General features: G+C 62.2%; 18 protein-coding genes. All 18 read left to right on the forward strand.

Features of this window, described 5'->3' with window-relative positions:
* The first annotated feature begins 3 nt into the window (after positions 1–3).
* Complete coding sequence (gene rffA / locus CAF92_RS18970; protein ID WP_178081806.1) at positions 4–1,158, forward strand: dTDP-4-amino-4,6-dideoxygalactose transaminase; 1,155 nt, start codon at positions 4–6, stop codon at positions 1,156–1,158.
* A gap of 42 nt (positions 1,159–1,200) precedes the next feature.
* The gene (locus tag CAF92_RS18975; protein ID WP_085601614.1) at positions 1,201–4,743 is read left to right on the forward strand and encodes a glycosyltransferase; all 3,543 of its coding nucleotides are present in this window, start codon (positions 1,201–1,203) and stop codon (positions 4,741–4,743) included.
* A 248-nt stretch (positions 4,744–4,991) separates the two neighbouring features.
* The gene (locus tag CAF92_RS18980) at positions 4,992–5,927 is read left to right on the forward strand and encodes a ketoacyl-ACP synthase III (protein WP_085601615.1); all 936 of its coding nucleotides are present in this window, start codon (positions 4,992–4,994) and stop codon (positions 5,925–5,927) included.
* A 252-nt stretch (positions 5,928–6,179) separates the two neighbouring features.
* Positions 6,180–7,028, forward strand: coding sequence for a flagellin domain-containing protein (locus CAF92_RS18985; RefSeq protein WP_046614593.1), 849 nt, complete (start codon positions 6,180–6,182; stop codon positions 7,026–7,028).
* A 69-nt stretch (positions 7,029–7,097) separates the two neighbouring features.
* Positions 7,098–7,457 (forward strand): flagellar protein FlaG, encoded by a 360-nt coding sequence (locus CAF92_RS18990; RefSeq protein ID WP_015271224.1) that lies wholly within the window; start codon positions 7,098–7,100, stop codon positions 7,455–7,457.
* A gap of 78 nt (positions 7,458–7,535) precedes the next feature.
* Positions 7,536–8,954, forward strand: coding sequence for a flagellar filament capping protein FliD (gene fliD / locus CAF92_RS18995; RefSeq protein WP_085601616.1), 1,419 nt, complete (start codon positions 7,536–7,538; stop codon positions 8,952–8,954).
* Between the two features lie 134 nt (positions 8,955–9,088).
* Positions 9,089–9,484, forward strand: coding sequence for a flagellar export chaperone FliS (gene fliS, locus CAF92_RS19000; RefSeq protein WP_085601617.1), 396 nt, complete (start codon positions 9,089–9,091; stop codon positions 9,482–9,484).
* Positions 9,485–9,498: 14 nt separating this feature from the next.
* Positions 9,499–9,795 (forward strand): hypothetical protein, encoded by a 297-nt coding sequence (locus CAF92_RS19005; RefSeq protein WP_003257286.1) that lies wholly within the window; start codon positions 9,499–9,501, stop codon positions 9,793–9,795.
* Between the two features lie 166 nt (positions 9,796–9,961).
* A complete protein-coding gene (gene fleQ / locus CAF92_RS19010) occupies positions 9,962–11,437 on the forward strand; it encodes a transcriptional regulator FleQ (protein WP_046614590.1) in 1,476 nt (491 codons plus the stop codon).
* Positions 11,438–11,733: 296 nt separating this feature from the next.
* Positions 11,734–12,951: a PAS domain-containing sensor histidine kinase gene (locus CAF92_RS19015; protein ID WP_085601618.1), complete on the forward strand. Its 1,218-nt coding sequence runs from the start codon at positions 11,734–11,736 to the stop codon at positions 12,949–12,951.
* Positions 12,951–14,306 carry a sigma-54 dependent transcriptional regulator gene (locus CAF92_RS19020; RefSeq protein ID WP_085601619.1) on the forward strand — a complete coding sequence of 452 codons (1,356 nt, stop codon included), beginning with the start codon at positions 12,951–12,953 and terminating at the stop codon, positions 14,304–14,306. Before CAF92_RS19015 ends, CAF92_RS19020 begins: the two co-directional genes overlap by 1 nt.
* A 219-nt stretch (positions 14,307–14,525) precedes the next feature.
* A complete protein-coding gene (fliE, locus tag CAF92_RS19030) occupies positions 14,526–14,858 on the forward strand; it encodes a flagellar hook-basal body complex protein FliE (RefSeq protein WP_013973606.1) in 333 nt (110 codons plus the stop codon).
* 15 nt (positions 14,859–14,873) lie between these two features.
* A complete protein-coding gene (gene fliF, locus CAF92_RS19035; RefSeq protein WP_046614587.1) occupies positions 14,874–16,652 on the forward strand; it encodes a flagellar basal-body MS-ring/collar protein FliF in 1,779 nt (592 codons plus the stop codon).
* Positions 16,645–17,664 carry a flagellar motor switch protein FliG gene (gene fliG, locus CAF92_RS19040; protein WP_003257289.1) on the forward strand — a complete coding sequence of 340 codons (1,020 nt, stop codon included), beginning with the start codon at positions 16,645–16,647 and terminating at the stop codon, positions 17,662–17,664. Before fliF ends, fliG begins: the two co-directional genes overlap by 8 nt.
* 182 nt (positions 17,665–17,846) lie before the next feature.
* Positions 17,847–18,635: a flagellar assembly protein FliH gene (fliH, locus tag CAF92_RS19045; protein ID WP_046614586.1), complete on the forward strand. Its 789-nt coding sequence runs from the start codon at positions 17,847–17,849 to the stop codon at positions 18,633–18,635.
* Positions 18,625–19,983: a flagellar protein export ATPase FliI gene (gene fliI / locus CAF92_RS19050; protein ID WP_046614585.1), complete on the forward strand. Its 1,359-nt coding sequence runs from the start codon at positions 18,625–18,627 to the stop codon at positions 19,981–19,983. Before fliH ends, fliI begins: the two co-directional genes overlap by 11 nt.
* A gap of 6 nt (positions 19,984–19,989) precedes the next feature.
* A complete protein-coding gene (gene fliJ, locus CAF92_RS19055; protein ID WP_085601621.1) occupies positions 19,990–20,442 on the forward strand; it encodes a flagellar export protein FliJ in 453 nt (150 codons plus the stop codon).
* Between the two features lie 191 nt (positions 20,443–20,633).
* Entirely contained in the window at positions 20,634–20,939 is a 306-nt protein-coding gene (locus CAF92_RS19060; protein WP_013973600.1) for an STAS domain-containing protein, read from the forward strand.
* Positions 20,940–20,945: the final 6 nt, after the last annotated feature.

Consider the following 20,945-nt stretch of genomic DNA (forward strand, 5'->3'; position numbering starts at 1 on the left):
AACGTGAGCAATCAGGTCATACCTTTCAACAAGCCTTTCGTCGTTGGCAAGGAATTGTTCTATATCGCCCAGGCAGTGATGAATGGCGGCATCGCTGGCGATGGACAGTTCACTCAATCGTGCCAGCAATGGCTGGAAGACAACCTGGGTTGCCCGAAGGCGCTGCTGGCCCATTCCTGTACCGCTGCATTGGAGATGGCGGCGATCCTGGCCGATGTCGGTCCGGGGGATGAGGTCATCATGCCGTCTTTCACGTTTGTATCTACCGCCAATGCGTTCGTGCTGCGTGGTGCGGTTCCGGTATTCGTGGATATACGCCCGGACAGCCTCAACCTTGACGAGCGCCTGGTCGAAGCCGCGATCACCGAGAAAACCAAGGCGGTCGTGGCAGTTCATTATGCTGGGCAGCCTTGTGACATGGAGGCGCTGCTGCGCATCTGCAACAACCACGGCCTGATGCTTATCGAAGACGCTGCGCAGGCGATTCTCGCCAGGGAAAAGACCCGTGCGCTTGGTACCATCGGGCACCTCGGTTGCCTGAGTTTCCATGAAACCAAGAACGTCATCAGCGGTGAGGGAGGGGCGTTGCTGATCAACGACCCGAAACTGATCGAGCGCGCAGAAATCATCTGGCAGAAGGGTACCAACCGCAAGGCGTTCGCCCGGGGCGAAGTCAGCAAATACACTTGGGTCGATGTCGGCTCTTCGTTCCTTCCCAGTGAATTGACGGCTGCCTTCCTCTATGCACAGCTGGAGCAGGGGGAAAGCATCAACGCCCATCGGCGTGCTTTGTACGAAGCTTATTACAATCAGTTGCAGGCGCTGGAAGCCGATGGCTGCTTCCAGCTTCCCCGTACGCCGGGCGGACGGCCAGCCAATGCGCACATTTTCTACCTGTTGATGCGCAACAACCATGAGCGCAGCGAACTGATCCAGTTCTTGCGCGAGCGGGATATCCATGCGGTGTTCCACTATGTACCGCTGCACGATTCACCTGCCGGCCTGCGGTATTCCCGCAGCGTCGGAGAACTGCCGGTAACCTGCGATGTTGCCCAGCGTCTGGTGCGCTTGCCACTCTACTCGGACATGACTGCTCGCCAGGTTGCCCGTGTGTGTACAGCAATCGCCCAGTTCTTTGCCGAGCCACGTGCTGTCTGAGGCCGGCTGCCTGTATTTTCCTGATTCTGGAGTTTCCAAGCGATGCCCAATTCTGCCCGGGTTGACGCCCATTCGCTCGACCAGGCACTGACGCGCCTGAGGTTGATGTACGCCAAACCGGAGCATCCGTATTACATCCTGGCACCAGACTACCGGGAAACCTCCTCGGGCGTCGCGTCGCTGCACTATCTTTGCCACGTGCTCAACCTCAACGGGCGCGAGGCTTATATCTGTGGTGGTCAGGTGGTCAATCCGGACCTGAAAACGCCGTTGCTGGACCCGCTGACCCAGAAGCGGCATCAGGCCGAAGGCAAGGTACCGATCGCTGTCTATCCGGAAGTGGTGGTGGGCAACCCGCTTGGCTGCGATGTGGTAGCGCGCTTCCTGTTGAACTTCGAGGGTTTTCTTACCGGTCAGAGCATGCAGGCCGCAGGCAGAGACCTGTTGTTCTATTCCGGTGCCCTGATCGCCGCGCGGCATGGTTATCCCGATGGCGATTTGCTGTGCCTGCCGACGATCGATGTCGAACTGTTCAGTGCTCCGGCACCGGGCACGCTGCGTGAAGGCAAGTACCTTTACCAGAATCGCCACCCGCTGGAGCAGATCGACTATTCGCAGTTGCCTGGCGATATCCAACTGCTGAGCATGGCCAATGCCCTGACATTACCCGAGCTGGCAGTGCTGCTGCGCAAGGCCGAGGTGCTTTATACCCACGAATGGTCGATGACCTGTGTGATCGCGGTCCTTTGTGGCTGCCCGGTGATCTTCATTCCTGGGCACGGCATCGACGAGCAGTTTCTTGAAGCCAGCTTCATCGGCAGCCACGGCTTCGCCATGCTCGATCGGCCCGACGCGTTCGAGCGTGCCAGTGCAGGGCTGGAAGGTGCACTGCAGCGTTATGTGGAGCGAACGGCACCCTTCTGGCAGCAACTCGAGGTGTTCATCGCCAAGACCCAGTTTGCAGCCCGTCGCGAGACGGCCGGCAATAACGGCGGGATGCTGACATGGCTGCGCCAGCGTTACCCGCTGCCGCAGCAGTTGCAGTTGATGCAGGACCGGCTGGCGGCACCCGATGCGCCTTCGATTGCCGTGCTGGTGCTGGATCATGGCGATCCGGGAGCCTTGGCGCGTACCCTCGGGAGCCTGGACGACGTGCTGTATCAACGCATCCAGGTCTGTGTGCTGGGAGCGATGGAGCCGCGTCGTCCGAACGTGCAGTGGGTGCCTGCTGATGCTCGAGCGCCGCTGGCCGCTATCAATGGCCTGCTGGAAAGCAGCCCTTGTGATTGGTGCATGGTGGTTGACGCAGGAGTGGAATTCACTGCCAGTGGCCTGCTGGTGGCGGCCCTCGACCTGTCACAGGCCCAGGTGGCATTTGGTGCGGTGTTTGCCGACGAGGCTGTGCGTGGAGCCGATGACAGCGTTGAAGCTCGCCTGCGACCCGACCTCAACCTGGACATGTTGCTGGCACATCCGGCCGCATTGTCGCGGCATTGGTTGTACCACAGGTGCACGCTCGTGCAGCAGGGTGGGTTCGACCCGGCTGCAGGTGGCGCCTACGAACTGGCTTACCAGTTACGCTTGATTGTCGAGCATGGGTTGGGGGTGGTGGGTCATATCAGCGAGCCGCTGTTGATCGCCAATCGGCCAGACGTCACGGTATGCGACGATGAGCGAACGGTCATCCAGAAGCACCTGCTGGAGCGCGGTTATCCTGAGGCGCAGGTTGATTCGATCGAGCAGGCGGCGAATTGCTACCAGATCGACTATGGGCATTCGCGGCCGGCCTCGGTGAGTTTGATCATCTACATCGAAGGCGACTTGTCACGGTTGCAGCGCTGCCTTGAGCAGTTGTTGCAGAACACGGCAGCTGTCACGCATGAAGTGCTGCTGGTAGAGCCAGGCAATGACGATCCTGTGTTGCTTCAGTGGCTGGACATGCTGAGCCAGGTTGAACCAGGACGTGTCCAGGTACTGCGTTTCATGCCGGGGCAGTCTCGTGCGGCCATGTGCAACGCAGCGGCTCAGGAGGCGCAGGGCGAGTTTCTGCTATGGCTGGATGCTGCCGCCATGGTCAATGATGGTGATTGGCTACTTGCCTTGCTCAACCATGCGCAGCGCCCTGAGGTCGGTGCTGTGGGGTGCATGCTGGCGAGCCCCGATGGGGTGATTCAACAGGCAGGCCAGGTACTCGGAATGGGCGGCAGCGTCGGTCCTGCATTTGCCGGGCAGGTCCTGGGCGATAAGGGCGACCTGGCGGCGCTGGTGACCGAACGCAACGGTGTGGTCGTGGGTGATCGTTGTCTGATGGTGCGGCGTGAAACCTTCCTTGAATCGGGTGGTTTCTCCGTCGACCCGTTATTGGAACCCTGGGCTGAAGCCGACCTGTGCCTGCGTTTGCAGCAGGCCGGCTACCTGAATGTCTGGACTCCACGTGCCAGGCTGCTGCTGGAAGCAGCCCCCGCTGATGCAATCGGTGCTGAACAGGAAGATGCGCTTTACGCTCGCTGGTTGCCGCAACTGGTCAGTGATCCCTCCTACAACGCCAACCAGTCATTGCTTGTAGGTCACAGCCATGCGCGGCAGGATAACGGGCTGTGCTGGCGACCATTGCAAGGCATCGCTCCGACAGTGCTGGCTTTCGCTGCTGACCAGCAGGCGGCTGGACAGACCCGTGTAATACAGCCTCTCATGGCATTGCGGAATGCTGGCGTGATCGATGGTTCGGTGACCATCGGGGTTCTGACCCTGGTGGACATACAGCGCTATGCGCCTTCGAGTATTGTCTTGCAGCGTCCGCTGGCGGATGGGGGGTTGCAGACCTTGCGTCGTCTACGTGCCTTCTCTCAAGCGTTCAAGGTGTATGAGTTGGACGGTTATATCCCGGAAATGGGGTTCGCCGCCGGCCTGGGTGCGGATGAATTACTGCAGCGCATGCGCTACGGGTTGATGCAGGCAGACAGGGTGGTCGTCGCTGCCCCGGCGTTGGCGGAGCTGTTGCAAGGCCAGCACGATGACGTGCACCTGCTCGAAAGCGCACTACCTGTCGCCTGGGGCCAGTTGCAAGGCTTGCGGCGCATGGCGCAAAAGCCGCGTCTGGGCTGGATCGGTAACAAGGATGCCGTCTTGCTGGCCGAAGTAGTGCCGGCGATGGCGCATGAGGTCGATTGGGTCGTTCTGGGCGACTGCCCACCAGCGCTGCGGCCGTTCGTCCGGGAGCACCACCCGCATGTTTCTGATGAAAACCTGGGTAATAGCCTTGCAGCCCTGAATCTCGACCTGGCGCTGGTGCCGATGGCCGAGACCCTGGGCAATGCCTGCTCGGCCGACCTGCGGGTGCTTCAGCACGCTGCTTGCGCGCATCCGGTGATCTGTAGCCGGGTGGCCGGTTTTGCCGGCGCAGACACCTTGCCGTTGTCGAGGGTGGAAAACCAGGCGGCTGACTGGCTGCGGGCCATCCGTCTGCATCTGGAGGACCGCGACGCGTCGGCAGCGTTGGGGGATGCCCTGCAGAATGCTGTCCGGTCGCACTGGCTGCTTCAGGGGGAGCGCCTGGAGGCCTGGCGCCGGGCCTGGCTTTCCTGAGCCACGATGCATGCCGGGTACCCGCTTGAGGCGGGTGTCCGGTAGCGCACACAGGGCCGTGGTTGCGTACGAGGGGCATTGATCTTGTCGGGCGATTGGCCGATCGTATGAACGATCGTGACTTGGCAGTCGAAACGTGCATCTCTAAGCTATCGAGTCTGCGGGCAGTCTCGTCGTCTTTTCACCCGAGGTATCTGAACCCGGCGCGAAAGCCCGCGAATTTTCGCCATATCTATCGGGAAGCCACAATGATTGGCATCAAAAGCATCGCCAGTTACGTACCTGTCGAGGGCGTCGACAATTACGCGCAGGGCGCGAAATTCGGCAAGGACCAGGATTTCATCTTCGGCAAGATCGGTTCGACCTTCCTGCCGCGCAAGGAGGCCACCCAGGAAACCTCTGATCTTTGCGTGGAGGCAGCAAGAAGCCTGTTTTCTGCCAACCCTGGCCTTGATCCTGCGTCCATCGATGTCGTGATCGTTGTGACCCAGAACGGCGACGCCGAAGGCTTGCCGCATACCGCTGCGATCGTGCAGCACAAGCTGGGCCTGAGCACCCACGTTGCAGCTTTCGATATTTCTCTGGGCTGCTCGGGCTATGTCTATGGCCTGTATGCCATGAAGGGCTTCATGGAAGCGGCCGGGCTGAAAAACGGCCTGCTGATCACCGCAGATCCTTACTCGAAGATCGTCGATCCCGAAGATCGCAATACCACCATGCTGTTTGGTGATGCCGCCACTGCGACCTGGATGGGCGAGGGCGCTGCGTGGCAGCTCGGCAAGTCGCTGTTCGGCAGCGACGGAGCCGGGGCTGAGCACTTGCGTACTACCGACGGCAAGTTCTTCATGAATGGTCGTCAGGTCTACAACTTCGCCTTGGTCAAGGTGCCTGCGCACCTTCAGCAGTTGCTCGATGCCAGCGGCCTCAAGGCGGGCGATATCGACCTCTATTGCCTTCACCAAGGTAGCGCGGCAATCGTGGATGCGGTTTCGGCGCGCTTTGTGGAGGGTGAGTACAGGCAGCGGTTCGTCAAGGACATGGTCGAGACCGGCAATACCGTCTCTTCGAGCATTCCGTTGCTGCTGGAAAAGCATGTGCTGGGTTCGCAGCACCAGCGGGTTGCCCTGAGCGGTTTCGGCGTAGGCCTTTCCTGGGGTTCGGCAATCATCGAGCGCCGCGATTGACCCCCTTTGTCGACTTCAAGACGCCGCCGCTTTCAGGCGGCGTTTTCTTTTCTCCTGCACAGTGAGTGCGCCTGTAATCTGGCGTCAAACCCTTGATTTCATTGGGATGGCCGGATGCCAGCAAAAAAAGTGAGAAATCGCCCTAAAGCAAACTGCCCTGACGACGATAAACATTACGAAGGTTCTCTGTGCCACACCCGGCGAATTGCCAAGGCCGGAAGCCGTAGTACCCAATCCAACGAGGAATTCGTCATGGCTTTGACTGTTAACACCAACACCACCTCTCTGGGCGTTCAGAAAAACCTGAACCGTGCTTCCGAAGCGCTGAGCACCTCGATGACCCGTCTGTCCTCCGGCCTGAAAATCAACAGCGCCAAAGACGACGCCGCCGGCCTGCAGATCGCTACCCGCATGACTTCGCAGATCCGTGGTCAGACCATGGCTATCAAAAACGCCAACGACGGTATCTCCATCGCCCAGACCGCTGAAGGCGCGATGCAAGAGCAGACCAACATTCTGCAGCGTATGCGTGAACTGGCCGTTCAGTCCCGAAACGACTCGAACAGCACCAACGACCGTGTCGCTCTGGACAAAGAATTCCAGTCGATGGCTTCGGAACTGACCCGTATCGCCAACAGCACCCAGCTGAACGGCAAGAACCTGCTGGACGGTTCGGCTTCGGTCATGACCTTCCAGGTTGGTTCCAACACCGGTTCGGCCAACCAGATCACCATCGACCTGAGCGCCAAGTTCACCGCTTCGGACCTGGGCGTTACTTCCTCGATCAACATTCAGGGTTCCGACACCACCACCGCCGAAGCCAACTTCAGCGCTGCTGTTTCGGCCATCGACGCCGCTCTGCAAACCATCAACAGCAACCGTGCTGACCTGGGTGCCGCGCAGAACCGTCTGACCAGCACCATCAACAACCTGCAAAACATCAACGAAAACGCCGAAGCTGCCCGTGGCCGCGTACAGGACACCGACTTCGCTGCTGAAACTGCCCAGCTGACCAAGCAGCAGACCCTGCAGCAAGCTTCCACCTCGGTTCTGGCCCAGGCCAACCAGCTGCCATCGGCAGTACTGAAGCTGCTGGGCTAATCTGCCTGGTTGCTGGCGGGGAAGTGCTGGTAAGGCACTTCCCCGCCTTTTCATTGCGAGGTGGTGGGCATGGACATGAGCGTCAAGCTGAACCTGTCTTATCCGGCCGCACGTCCGGCCGAGCAGGTTGCCGAAAAACCGGTTGCCCGGTCGACGGAAAACGTAAAACCCGAAGACGACAAGAAAGACGCCAAGGCGGTGCAGGATGCCGACAAGGTCAAACATGCCGTTTCGGAGATCGAAAAGTTCCTGAAGGCATCGCAGCGCAATCTGGAATTTTCCACGGATGAAGAATCCGGCAAGATCGTGGTCAAAGTCATCGCTACCGACAGTGGTGAACTGATTCGCCAGTTGCCCTCGGAAGAGGCCCTGCGGATCGCTCACAGCCTGAGCGATGTCAAAAGTGTTCTGTTCGACGCCAAAGTATGATTGGCGGCGAACACCAATGAAGTGATGCATGTCAGTCCCGCAGGAGCGGGTTGACGCGTTGATGAGAGGGACTACAGCATGGCAAGCCCGATTACTTCCAGTACAGGCCTGGGTTCTGGTCTCAACATTACCGATATCGTGACCGCGCTGGTCAAGGCCGATACATCCGCCAAGCAGGCGCAGATCACTCGGCAAACCAGCAACAATACTGCGATGATTTCGGGTATCGGCTCGCTGCGCAGTGCCCTCACGGCATTCCAGGACGCCATGAAGGCGCTCAACAACAAGGATGCGCCGTCGTTCAACGCCTATGCAGCGACCTCGGCCAACGAGTCGGTGGTCAAGATCAAGTCCAGCAACACGGCCGTGCCGGGTAGCTACGACATCGTGGTGGACAAGCTGGCCACCAGCTCGAAAGTCGCCAGCCAGCAGTTCGCCGGCGGTGCCAGCAGTGCGATCACGGCTGGCAAGCTGACCATCAGCCAGGGTGGCAAGACCTATGATCTGGATGTGGCCAGCGGTGCCACGCTGCAGAGCGTGCGTGACCAGATCAACAAGGAAATGAGCGCCAACGGTATTTCCGCCAACATCGTCAATGAAGAAGGTGGCTCGCGCCTGGTGCTCAGCTCGACCACCACCGGTGCCGGCAGTGACATTTCCCTGAGCGGTATCCCCGAGCTGACCATCGATGGCACCACGCAGATGTCCGGCACTGGCGCCGGCTTCATCACTGCCAAGGCGCAGGACGCCGAGCTGACCATCGACGGTCTGAAGGTCAAGAGTGCCTCCAATACCCTCGATAGCGCGATCAGCGGCATGACCCTCGAGCTGACCGGGGTCAGCCCCAAGGCCAGCGGCGTCGCCACTGGTACGCCGACCGCGGTCACCGTTGCGGCGGACAACGATGGCCTGAAGAAGTCGGTCCAGAGCTTCGTCGATGCCTACAATACGCTGCAGAAGGCGATCACTTCGCTCACGTCGACCAGCCGTGATGACGATGACAAGCTGGTGCTCGGCCCGCTCACCAACGACCCGACCACCCGCTCTCTGCTGGGTGATGTGCGCAAGGTGCTGAGTGAGGTGGGGGCCGGCGACCAGCTGACCACGCTGAGCCAGTTGGGTATCAACACCCAGAAGGATGGCACGCTCGAATTCAACAGCAGCAAGTTCACCTCGGCGATGAACGACAAGAAGCTCGGCCCGGAAGTGCAGGAGCTGTTCACCGGCACCGACGGTATCTTCGAGCGCATGAACAAGGCCATCGATCCTTACAACAAGACCGATGGTAGCCTTGCAGCGCGCAAGTCGAACCTCGACAAGGCGGTCTCGGAACTGGCCAACCAGCAGGCCGCGCTCGATCGCCGCACCGAGTCCCTGACCGAATCGCTGACCAAGAAGTACGTGGCCCTGGACACCGCCCTAGGCAAGATGAAGGCCCAGGCCGACCAGATCACCTCGATCTTCGAAGCGATCAACGCCCAGGCCAAGAAATCCTGATCGGCTGAACATGCCAAAAGCCCGGCGGTGTCCCCAAGATGCCCCGGGCTTTTTGCTTTTTCCCTAAAGTTTTTTGACGTACAGGCGATACAGCAGGTACAAGCAACTTTTTACCGCAGCAACGAGGCAGATCCATGAACCCGATGTTGGCCCTTCGGCAGTACCAGAAAGTCAACGGCGCAGCGCAGACGTCCGAAGCCAGCCCGCACCGCCTGGTGCAGATGCTCATGCAGGGCGGCCTTGATCGCATGGCGCAGGCCAAGGGTGCCATTGCCCGCAACGACATCGCGCAAAGGGGCATCCTCATTGGCAAGGCCATCGACATCATCGGCGGCCTGCGTGAAGGCCTGGACCTGGAAAACCATGCCGACAGCCTGGCTGAGCTGGACAGCTTGTACATGTACATGAGCCGCCGCCTGATCGAGGCCAACGTCACGGGTGACCCGGCCATCATCGACGAGGTCGCGCGCCTGCTGATCACTGTGAAAGAAGGTTGGGACGCAATCGGCGATCAGTCGTCGGCTTCCTGATAAAGGAGGATGACATGAGCGAAGTAATCGCCCGGATCGAGCAGACTCGGGAAATGCTGCTGGCGGCACTGGCCGAGCGTAACTGGGAGGCTGTCGGCGAGCTGGACCTGGAATGCCGCTTGCGCATCGGTGACATGGTGAGCGAGGCGAAAGGCAACGAGGCCGATGTCAGTGCCAGCCTTGAACAGTTGTTGGCCGTATACCGTCAACTAATCGATGTTGCAAGTGGTGAACGTCAATCCTTGGTGGATGAAATGACGAAAATCCGTCAGGCGAAGAACGCGGCAAAGGTATACCATTTGTTCACCTGACCACAGACGTTGCCAAAAGCCATGCGCCATTAATTTGACTGGCTGGTGTTTTTTGACTTTACTAGTGGCTGTTTTCGAATTTCAGACGTCCGAACACTGACCATTCAGTCGGAATGATGTCGAGCACGCCCTCGGGCGCCGATATGACTAGGGAAGTTGCTATTGCATGTGGCGTGAAACCAAGATTCTGCTGATCGACGACGACAGCGCACGCCGCCGCGACCTGGCGGTGGTGCTTAACTTCCTCGGCGAAGAAAACCTCGCTTGCTCCAGCCAGGACTGGCAGCAAGTGGTCGAGCCGTTGTCTTCGAGTCGCGAAGTGCTGTGCGTGCTTATCGGCACTGTAAATGCCCCGGGCAGTGTGCTTGGGCTCGTTAAGACAGTGGCTGGGTGGGATGAGTTCCTTCCGGTTCTGCTTTTAGGTGAAATTTCTTCTGCGGAGTTCCCGGAAGACCTTCGCCGCCGGGTGCTTTCCAACCTGGAAATGCCGCCAAGCTACAGCCAGCTGCTGGATTCGCTGCACCGTGCCCAGGTCTATCGCGAGATGTACGACCAGGCGCGCGAGCGTGGTCGCCAGCGCGAACCCAACCTGTTCCGCAGCCTTGTCGGTACCAGCCGTGCCATTCAGCACGTGCGGCAGATGATGCAGCAGGTGGCCGATACCGATGCCAGCGTGCTGATCCTGGGTGAGTCCGGCACCGGCAAGGAAGTGGTCGCGCGCAACCTGCACTACCACTCCAAGCGCCGCGAAGCGCCGTTCGTGCCGGTCAACTGCGGTGCGATCCCGGCCGAGCTGCTGGAAAGCGAACTGTTCGGCCACGAGAAGGGCGCCTTCACCGGGGCGATCACCAGCCGTGCCGGGCGTTTCGAGCTGGCCAACGGCGGTACCCTGTTCCTCGACGAAATCGGCGACATGCCGTTGCCGATGCAGGTCAAGCTGTTGCGCGTACTGCAGGAGCGTACCTTCGAGCGCGTGGGTAGCAACAAGACCCAGAGCATCGACGTGCGCATCATCGCCGCGACCCACAAGAACCTCGAGACCATGATCGAGGAGGGCACGTTCCGCGAAGACCTGTACTACCGCCTGAACGTGTTCCCCATCGAGATGGCGCCGCTGCGTGAGCGGGTGGAAGACATCCCGCTGCTGATGAACGAGCTGATCTCGCGCATGGAGCACGAGAAGCGCGGCTCTATCCGCTTCAACTCCGCGTCGATCATGTCGCTGTGTCGTCATGGCTGGCCGGGCAACGTGCGCGAACTGGCCAACCTGGTCGAGCGCATGGCGATCATGCACCCGTACGGGGTGATTGGCGTGTCCGAGTTGCCGAAGAAATTCCGTTACGTCGATGACGAAGACGAGCAGATGGTCGACAGCCTGCGCAGCGACCTGGAAGAGCGCGTGGCGATCAACGGCCATACGCCGAACTTCAGCAACCACGCCATGTTGCCACCTGAAGGCCTGGACCTGAAGGACTACCTGGGTAGCCTGGAGCAAGGCCTGATCCAGCAGGCGCTGGACGATGCCAACGGTATCGTTGCACGCGCAGCTGAACGTTTGCGTATTCGCCGCACCACCCTGGTAGAGAAGATGCGCAAGTACGGCATGAGCCGTCAGGGCGGCGAGGAACAGGCGGAAGACTGACGCCTCGCAGTCCCTGTACCGGCCTCTTCGCGGGCACGCCCGCTCCCACAGGATCGATGCACAGCTTGAATTCGGTGATATCCCTGTGGGAGCGGGCAAGCCCGCGAAGAGGCCGGTACAGGGAGCCAAAATCTCCAGTACTGCGCAAGGCTTGAAGTCTGCACGGTCCCTGTGGGAGCGGGTTCACCCGCGAAGAGGCCGGCACAGCCAGCCCAAATCCCTATCTCCGGCACGGCTATTGCTACACCCTGGGCAACACACCGTTTTTATGACGGTCAGCCACGCGAGAGAGCACGATGCCCCAGGCCGCCCACGTATCCCTAGTCCCCGATCCGCAGGGGCAATCCCTGGTCGAGCAGGAAAGCCGCCAGGGTGTCGAACAAGCCTTCGCCCTGTTCAATCAGGTGTCCAGCCAGCTGAGCCAGTCCTACAGCCTGCTCGAAGCCCGGGTCAGTGAACTCAAGGGCGAGCTGGCGGTGGTCAGCGCCCAGCGCATCGATGAGCTGAGCGAAAAGGAACGCCTGGCCAACCGCCTGCAGAACCTGCTGGACCTGCTGCCCGGCGGGGTGATCGTGATCGATGGCCAGGGCCTGGTGCGCGAAGCCAACCCGGCCGCCTGTGAGCTGCTCGGCGAGCCGCTGGTCGGCCAGCTGTGGCGCCAAGTGATCGCCCGCAGCTTTGCCCCGCGCAAGGATGACGGTCACGAAGTCTCGCTACGTGATGGCCGCCGCCTGTCCATTGCCACTCGCTCATTGGATGCAGAGCCTGGCCAGCTGGTGTTGCTCAACGACCTGACCGAAACCCGTCGCCTGCAAGACCAGCTGGCCCGACACGAGCGCCTGTCGTCGCTGGGGCGCATGGTCGCTTCGCTGGCGCACCAGATTCGCACGCCACTGTCGGCGGCGATGCTCTACGCCAGTCACCTGGCTGATCCAGAACAAGAGCTGGGTGCGGAAACCCGCCAGCGCTTTGCCGGCACCTTGAAGGAGCGCTTGCACGAGCTGGAACACCAGGTACGTGACATGCTGGTGTTCGCCCGTGGCGAGCTGCCGTTGAGTGATCGGGTCACGCCAAAAGCCTTGTTCCAGGCCCTGCAGCAGGCTGCCCAGGCGCATGTGCAAGGGCACGCCGTGCGCTGGCAGTGCGACAGCCACCTGGGTGAGCTGCTATGCAACCGCGACACCCTGATTGGTGCATTGCTCAACCTGATCGAAAATGCGCTGCAAGCCAGCGATGGCCCGGCGCGACTGAAGGTGCACCTGTTCCGTCGCGAGCGCAGCCTGCACCTGTGTGTAAGCGACGCCGGCAGTGGCATCGATGCCGAGCTGCTCGGCCGCCTGGGCGAGCCGTTCCTCACCACCAAGGCCACTGGCACAGGCCTGGGCCTGGCCGTGGTCAAGGCCGTGGTGCGCGCGCACCAGGGTACGCTGCGCCTGCGCTCGAAGGTTGGCCGTGGTACCTGTGTGCGAGTGGAGCTGCCGTTGATCGACGGGCAGCTGGCGGAGGGCATGTAATGGCGATCAAGGTGCTGCTGGTCGAGGACGACCGCGTACTGCGCCAGGCGCTGAGCGATACCCTGGAAATCGGCGGCTTCGCCTACCAGGCGGTGGGCAGTGCCGAAGAAGCGCTGGAAGCGGTGCTGGAGGAGGCCTTCAGCCTGGTAGTCAGCGATGTGAACATGCCAGGCATGGATGGACACCAACTGCTGGCCCAGCTGCGCCGCCAGCATCCGCAATTACCCGTGTTGCTCATGACTGCGCATGCAGCGGTGGAGCGTGCCGTCGAGGCGATGCGCCAAGGGGCCGCCGACTATCTGGTCAAGCCATTCGAGCCCAAGGCATTGCTCAGCCTGGTCGAGCGGCATGCCGCCGGGCGCGTGGCTGAAGAGGAAGGCCCGGTGGCCTGCGAGCCGGCCAGTCGACAGTTGCTGGAATTGGCCGCACGGGTGGCGCGCAGTGACTCGACCGTGCTGATTTCCGGCGAATCCGGTACCGGCAAGGAAGTGCTTGCGCGCTTCGTTCACCAGCAGTCGCCGCGGGCGGCGCAGCCTTTCGTGGCGATCAATTGTGCTGCCATCCCCGACAACATGCTCGAGGCCACGCTGTTCGGCCACGAGAAGGGTGCCTTTACCGGTGCCATCGCTGCCCAGGCCGGCAAGTTCGAGCAGGCCGAAGGTGGCACCTTGCTGCTCGACGAAATCTCGGAAATGCCAATGGCCTTGCAGGCCAAGCTGCTGCGGGTGCTGCAGGAGCGCGAGGTGGAGCGCGTAGGCGGGCGCAAGCCGATCAGCCTGGATATCCGCGTGCTGGCCACCACCAACCGTGACTTGGCTGGTGAAGTGGCGGCCGGGCGTTTCCGTGAGGATCTTTATTACCGCCTGTCGGTGTTCCCCCTGGCCTGGCGCCCGCTGCGCGAACGCCCGGGTGACATTCTGCAACTGGCCGAGCGCCTGTTGGCGCGTCACGTGGCCAAGATGAAGCACGCCCCGGTGCAGCTGTCGCCCCAGGCCCGGGCCTGCCTGCAGGCGTATGCCTGGCCGGGCAATGTACGCGAACTGGACAACGCCCTGCAGCGGGCGCTGATCCTGCAGCAGGGAGGGGTGATCGAGGCGGCGGATTTTTGTCTGGCAGGCGCCATTCCATTGTCAGCTGGCATCGAGCCATCGCCAGAGGTGGTAGCCGAGGCTGGCGGGCTGGGCGATGACATGCGTCGTCATGAGTACCAGATGATCATCGACACGCTGCGCGCCGAGCGCGGCCGCCGCAAAGAGGCGGCCGAACGCCTGGGGATAAGCCCGCGTACCCTGCGCTACAAGCTGGCGCAGATGCGCGATGCCGGGTTTGACGTCGAGGCCAGCCTGTTCGGCTGACGGGCAATATATACCGCTGCTGGCGCGGTCCCCGTGTGGGAGCGGGCGTGCCCGCGAAGAATTCGACGCGGTGGCGGGCACCGGCTGCGCCGGTGTTCGCGGGCACGCCCGCTCCCACAGGGATCGCGTTGCTCGCCAAGGCTGGCACCTTTGTTGCTTTAGGTTGGCTATCCGCCGCATCACTGTCAAAAAAATGCGGCCGCAGGAGAGAGAAGGGTCATGAGCCAAGGTGTTGAATTCAATCGTCTGATGTTGGACATGCGGGCCATGCAGGCCGATGCCATGTCGCTGCCCAAGGTGGCTGCCGCCCCCGAGTTGGCACCGGGGCAGAGTACCTTTGCCGACATGCTCGGCCAGGCCATCGGCAAGGTGCATGAGACGCAGCAGGCTTCGACCCAGTTGGCCAACGCTTTCGAGATCGGCAAGAGTGGTGTCGACCTCACCGACGTGATGATCGCTTCGCAAAAGGCCAGTGTGTCGATGCAGGCACTGACCCAGGTACGCAACAAGCTGGTCCAGGCGTACCAGGACATCATGCAGATGCCGGTTTGAGGACGGACGTAAACCATGGCTGAAGCAGTCGTCGACAACCCCCCTGCCAAAAGCGGCCCGCCCGCGGCCAAGCCGCCGCTGTTCGGCATGGCGTTTCTGGAAAACATCGCGCAGATGCCCATGCTGCGTCAGATCGGCCTTCTGGTCGGCCTGGCCGCCAGCGTGGCGATCGGCTTTGCCGTGGTGCTGTGGTCGCAACAACCCGATTACCGTCCGCTGTACGGTAGCCTGGCGGGCATGGACACCAAGCAGGTCATGGATACCCTGGCCGCTGCCGACATCCCTTACAACGTCGAGCCCAATTCCGGCGCTCTGCTGGTCAAGGCCGACGACCTCTCCCGTGCGCGCCTGAAACTGGCGGCCGCCGGCGTGGCACCGAGCGATGGCAATGTCGGCTTCGAGCTGCTCGACAAGGAGCAGGGCCTGGGCACCAGCCAGTTCATGGAAGCCACCCGTTACCGTCGCAGCCTGGAAGGCGAACTGGCGCGTACCGTGTCCAGCCTGAACAACGTCAAGGGTGCGCGCGTGCACCTGGCCATCCCGAAAAGCTCGGTGTTCGTGCGTGACGAACGCAAGCCCAGTGCTTCGGTACTGGTCGAGCTGTACCCGGGCCGTGCCCTGGAAGCCGGGCAGGTGATGGCCATCGTCAACCTGGTCGCCACCAGCGTGCCGGAACTGGACAAGTCCCAGGTCACCGTGGTCGACCAGAAGGGCAACCTGCTGTCCGAGCAGATCCAGGACACCGCCCTGACCCAGGCAGGCAAACAGTTCGACTACAGCCGCCGGGTGGAAAGCATGCTCACCCAGCGGGTGCACAACATCCTGCAGCCGGTGCTGGGCAATGACCGCTACAAGGCGGAAGTGTCCGCCGACCTCGACTTCAGCGCGGTCGAATCCACCTCCGAGCAGTTCAACCCAGACCAGCCGGCGCTGCGCAGCGAGCAGTCGGTCGACGAGCAACGTGCCAGCAGCCAGGGCCCGCAAGGTGTGCCCGGCGCGCTGAGCAACCAGCCGCCAGGCCCGGCCTCGGCACCGCAGACCACCGGTGGTGCCGCTACCCCGGCCGCGGCCATACAGCCTGGCCAGCCGCTGGTGGATGCCAACGGCCAGCAGATCATGGACCCGGCCACCGGCCAGCCGATGCTCGCGCCGTACCCGTCGGACAAGCGCCAGCAAAGCACCAAGAACTTCGAGCTGGACCGTTCCATCAGCCACACCCGCCAGCAGCAGGGGCGCATGACCCGCCTGTCGGTGGCGGTGGTGGTGGACGACCAGGTCAAGATCGACCCGGCCACCGGCGACGCCACTCGTGCGCCATGGGGCGCCGAGGACCTGGCACGCTTCACTCGCCTGGTACAGGACGCGGTCGGCTTCGATGCCAGCCGTGGCGACAGCGTGACGGTGATCAACGTACCGTTCGCCGCTGACCGTGGCGAAGAGATCGCCGACATCGCCTTCTACCAGCAGCCGTGGTTCTGGGACATCGTCAAGCAAGTGCTGGGCGTGGTGTTTATCCTGGTGCTGGTGTTCGGTGTGCTGCGGCCGGTACTGAACAACATTACAGGGGGCGGCAAGCAGGCTGCCTCGGATAGCGACATGGAGCTGGGCGGCATGATGGGTCTGGATGGCGAACTGGCCAACGACCGCGTCAGCCTGGGTGGCCCGACAAGCATTCTGCTGCCTAGCCCGAACGAGGGTTACGAGGCACAGCTCAACGCAATCAAAGGCCTGGTGGCCGAAGATCCGGGCCGGGTTGCCCAGGTCGTGAAAGAGTGGATCAACGCCGATGAGTGATAACCGAGCCGTTACCGCCAAGCTGAGCCGCGTCGACAAGGCAGCGATCCTCCTGCTTTCGCTGGGCGAGACCGATGCCGCCCAGGTGCTGCGGCACATGGGGCCCAAGGAAGTGCAGCGGGTGGGTGTGGCAATGGCGCAGATGGGCAATGTGCACCGTGAACAGGTCGAGCAGGTGATGAGCGAGTTCGTCGAAATCGTCGGCGACCAGACCAGCCTGGGCGTGGGCTCCGATGCCTATATCCGCAAGATGCTCAACCAGGCCCTGGGCGAGGACAAGGCCAACGGCCTGGTCGACCGCATCCTGCTCGGTGGCAACACCAGCGGCCTGGACAGCCTGAAGTGGATGGAGCCGCGCGCCGTTGCCGACGTGATCCGCTACGAGCACCCGCAGATCCAGGCCATTGTGGTTGCCTACCTCGACCCCGACCAGGCCGGCGAAGTGCTGAGCAACTTCGACCACAAGGTGCGCCTGGACATCGTCCTTCGCGTGTCGTCGCTGAACACCGTGCAGCCGGCGGCGTTGAAGGAGCTGAACCAGATCCTCGAGAAGCAGTTCTCGGGCAACTCCAACGCGGCGCGTACCACCTTGGGCGGCATCAAGCGCGCCGCCGACATCATGAACTTCCTCGACAGCTCGGTGGAAGGTGCACTGATGGACGCGATCCGCGAGATCGACAGCGACCTGTCGGAGCAGATCGAAGACCTGATGTTCGTCTTCAACAACCTGGCCGACGTCGACGACCGTGGCATCCAGGCGCTGCTGCGCGAAGTCTCGTCCGACGTGCTGGTGGTGTCGCTCAAGGGCGCCGACGAGCGGGTCAAGGACAAGATCTTCAAGAACATGTCCAAACGTGCGTCGGAGCTGTTGCGCGACGACCTGGAGGCCAAGGGGCCGGTGCGGGTCAGCGACGTGGAGACGGCGCAGAAGGAAATCCTCACCATCGCCCGCCGCATGGCCGAGGCCGGCGAGATCGTGCTCGGCGGCAAGGGTGCCGAGGAAATGATCTGATCCACCAGGGCAGGCAAATGAATTTTGCGGCCTGGTGCGGTACTTGTGGGAGCTGGCTTGCCGGCGATGAGGCCGGCCCAGGCACCGCTGCTGTATGGCAAGGGCTTCGCCCTTGATCGCCGGCAAGCCAGCTCCCACAGGGCCCCGCATTTGTCGAACAGGCTTGTTGAGTACCTGAAAACATGTCCACCAAAGAACATCACCCCAGCGACCTGATCCGCGCCCGCGACCTCGAGGGCGTGGACGTATGGGCGCTGCCCAGCTTCGACCCGGAGCCTGAGCCCGAACCGGAGCCGGAACCCGAGGTAGTCGAGGAAGAAGTCGAGGAAGTGCCGCTGGAAGAAGTCCAGCCGCTGACCCTGGAAGAACTCGAGGCCATCCGCCAGGAGGCCTACAACGAAGGCTTCGCCACCGGTGAGCGCGAGGGCTTCCATAGCACCCAGCTCAAGGTCCGCCAGGAAGCCGAAGAAGCACTGAAGACCAAGCTGGAAAGCCTCGATCGGCTGATGACCAACCTGATGGAGCCGATCGCCGAGCAGGACACGCAGATCGAGAAGGCCCTGGTCCACCTGGTGGCGCACATGACCCGCCAGGTGATCGGTCGTGAACTGCGCGGCGATTCCAGCCAGATCACCCAGGTACTGCGCGAAGCGCTCAAGCTGCTGCCCATGGGCGCGGACAATATCCGCATCCACCTCAACCCGCAGGATTTCGAGCTGGTCAAGGCCCTGCGCGAACGCCATGAGGAAAGCTGGCGGCTGCTCGAGGACAGCGCACTGCTACCAGGCGGCTGCCGTATCGAGACCGCGCACAGCCGCATCGACGCAACCATGGAAACCCGCATCGAGAAAGCCGTGACACAACTGTTCGACCAGTTGCACGACCATTCGCTGCACCCGGCAGCGCCGGACATGACGATAGACCTGAATAGCCTGCCAGAGCACGCCGTGGGTAGCCCGGATGCATCTTGAGCGCACCAGTTTCGGCAAGCGCCTGGGCAGTTACGCCGAGGCCATCGAGCTGCCGGCCCAGCCCGTCGTCGAGGGCCGCCTGCTGCGCATGGTCGGCCTCACCCTGGAAGCCGAAGGCCTGCGCGCTGCAGTCGGCAGCCGCTGCCTGGTAATCAACGACGACAGCTACCACCCGGTGCAGGTGGAGGCCGAAGTCATGGGCTTTGCCGGGCCCAAGGTATTCCTCATGCCGGTCGGCAGCATCGTCGGCATCGCCCCCGGCGCCCGGGTGGTGCCGCTGGATGACAGCGGCCGCCTGCCCATGGGCATGAGCATGCTCGGTCGCGTGCTCGACGGCGCCGGCCGCGCGCTGGATGGCAAGGGCGGGATGAAGGCCGAGGACTGGGTGCCGATGGACGGCCCGGTGATCAACCCGTTGAATCGCGACCCCATCAGCAAGCCGCTGGATGTGGGTATTCGCAGCATCAATGGCCTGCTCACCGTCGGACGCGGCCAGCGCCTGGGCCTGTTCGCCGGTACCGGTGTGGGCAAGTCGGTGTTGCTGGGCATGATGACCCGCTTCACCGAAGCCGAGATCATCGTCGTCGGCCTGATCGGTGAGCGGGGCCGCGAGGTCAAGGAGTTCATCGAGCATATCCTTGGTGAAGAAGGCCTCAAGCGCTCGGTGGTGGTCGCTTCGCCCGCCGACGATGCGCCGCTGATGCGCTTGCGTGCTGCCATGTATTGCACGCGTATTGCCGAGTACTTCCGCGACAAGGGCAAGAACGTGCTGTTGCTGATGGACTCGCTGACCCGTTTCGCCCAGGCCCAGCGTGAAATTGCCCTGGCCATCGGCGAGCCGCCGGCCACCCGGGGTTACCCGCCGTCGGTGTTCGCCAAGCTGCCCAAGCTGGTGGAGCGGGCCGGTAACGGCGAGCCTGGTGGTGGTTCGATCACCGCGTTCTATACCGTGTTGTCCGAGGGTGACGACCAGCAGGACCCGATTGCCGACTCGGCGCGTGGTGTGCTCGATGGCCACTTCGTGCTGTCGAGGCGGCTGGCCGAGGAAGGCCACTACCCGGCCATCGACATCGAGGCCTCGATCAGCCGGGTCATGCCCCAGGTGGTCGATGCCGACCATTTGCGCCAGGCGCAAAAGTTCAAGCAGTTGTGGTCGCGGCTGTCGCAAAGCCGCGATCTGATCAGCGTGGGTGCCTATGTGGCCGGTGGCGACCCGGAAACCGACCTGGCCATTGCCCTGCAATCGAAGCTGCTGGAGTTTCTGCGCCAGGGCCTGCGCGAGAGCGTGGACATGGCGCAAAGCCGCGAACAGTTGGGGGCGATCTTTGCGCCCCCGGCGGGCGGTTGATAGGCCATGGCGCTGCCCGGACGTGCCGCGCGCCTGGCGCCGGTGGTGGACATGGCCGAACAGGCCGAGCGCCAGGCCGCCCAGCGCCTTGGGCAGTTCCAGCAGCAGGTGGCCACGGCACAGGCCAAGCTGGCCGAGCTCGAGCGGTTTCGCGAGGATTACCAGCTGCAATGGATCAATCGTGGCGGGCAGGGGGTAAACGGTAGCTGGCTGGTCAATTATCAGCGTTTCCTCGGGCAGCTGGAAACGGCCATGACTCAGCAGCGCCAGAGCCTGGTCTGGCACCAGAACAACCTCAACAACGCGCGCGGCACATGGCAGCAGGCCTATGCCCGTGTCGAAGGCTTGCGCAAGCTGGTGCAGCGCTACCAGGAGGAAGCTCGGCGGGCCGAAGACAAGCGTGAGCAGCGCTTGCTCGACGAGCTGTCACAACGCCTGCCGCGGCAGAATCACCTATAGCCTGTACTGGCCTCTTCGCGGGTAAACCCGCTCCCACAGGTACGGCGCAGGATTCGAATTCGCGGAGATCCTGTGGGAGCGGGTTTACCCGCGAAGAGGCCGGGACGGGCAGCCCCCATGCTTGCCACCCCCGCCATCGCCTGCTAAACCTGTAAGGAGTTGCATCCGCCATCATCGAAGGAATCGCTAGCATGGCAGTCGAGACTGATTTTTCGCAGGACGGGAAAAAGCTGACGATAAAGATCAAAGGGCGCTTCGATTTCGGCAAGCACCAGGAATTTCGTGATGCCTACGAACGCCAGCCCAGCCGGCCCGACTCGGTGGTCGTCGACCTGAAGGACACTACCTACCTCGACAGTTCCGCGCTCGGCATGCTGCTGTTGCTGCGTGACCATGCGGGCGGCGATGAGTCGGATGTGCGTGTGGTGCATGCCAGCTCCGACGTGCGCAAGATCCTCGCCATCTCCAATTTCGAAAAACTCTTCGATATCAGTTGAGCGCCG

The organism is Pseudomonas sp. B10(2017) (genome assembly GCF_002113295.1).
GTDB classification, from domain to species: Bacteria; Pseudomonadota; Gammaproteobacteria; order Pseudomonadales; family Pseudomonadaceae; genus Aquipseudomonas; species Aquipseudomonas pudica.

Bases quoted from the DNA above. Each gene is read 5' to 3' on its own strand.
- CAF92_RS18975 (WP_085601614.1), top strand. From the start codon at position 1,201: ATGCCCAATTCTGCCCGGGTTGACGCCCATTCGCTCGACCAGGCACTG.
- CAF92_RS18980 (WP_085601615.1), top strand. From the start codon at position 4,992: ATGATTGGCATCAAAAGCATCGCCAGTTACGTACCTGTCGAGGGCGTC.
- CAF92_RS18985 (WP_046614593.1), top strand. From the start codon at position 6,180: ATGGCTTTGACTGTTAACACCAACACCACCTCTCTGGGCGTTCAGAAA.
- CAF92_RS18990 (WP_015271224.1), top strand. From the start codon at position 7,098: ATGGACATGAGCGTCAAGCTGAACCTGTCTTATCCGGCCGCACGTCCG.
- fliD (WP_085601616.1), top strand. From the start codon at position 7,536: ATGGCAAGCCCGATTACTTCCAGTACAGGCCTGGGTTCTGGTCTCAAC.
- fliS (WP_085601617.1), top strand. From the start codon at position 9,089: ATGAACCCGATGTTGGCCCTTCGGCAGTACCAGAAAGTCAACGGCGCA.
- CAF92_RS19005 (WP_003257286.1), top strand. From the start codon at position 9,499: ATGAGCGAAGTAATCGCCCGGATCGAGCAGACTCGGGAAATGCTGCTG.
- fleQ (WP_046614590.1), top strand. From the start codon at position 9,962: ATGTGGCGTGAAACCAAGATTCTGCTGATCGACGACGACAGCGCACGC.
- CAF92_RS19015 (WP_085601618.1), top strand. From the start codon at position 11,734: ATGCCCCAGGCCGCCCACGTATCCCTAGTCCCCGATCCGCAGGGGCAA.
- CAF92_RS19020 (WP_085601619.1), top strand. From the start codon at position 12,951: ATGGCGATCAAGGTGCTGCTGGTCGAGGACGACCGCGTACTGCGCCAG.
- fliE (WP_013973606.1), top strand. From the start codon at position 14,526: ATGAGCCAAGGTGTTGAATTCAATCGTCTGATGTTGGACATGCGGGCC.
- fliF (WP_046614587.1), top strand. From the start codon at position 14,874: ATGGCTGAAGCAGTCGTCGACAACCCCCCTGCCAAAAGCGGCCCGCCC.
- fliG (WP_003257289.1), top strand. From the start codon at position 16,645: ATGAGTGATAACCGAGCCGTTACCGCCAAGCTGAGCCGCGTCGACAAG.
- fliH (WP_046614586.1), top strand. From the start codon at position 17,847: ATGTCCACCAAAGAACATCACCCCAGCGACCTGATCCGCGCCCGCGAC.
- fliI (WP_046614585.1), top strand. From the start codon at position 18,625: ATGCATCTTGAGCGCACCAGTTTCGGCAAGCGCCTGGGCAGTTACGCC.
- fliJ (WP_085601621.1), top strand. From the start codon at position 19,990: ATGGCGCTGCCCGGACGTGCCGCGCGCCTGGCGCCGGTGGTGGACATG.
- CAF92_RS19060 (WP_013973600.1), top strand. From the start codon at position 20,634: ATGGCAGTCGAGACTGATTTTTCGCAGGACGGGAAAAAGCTGACGATA.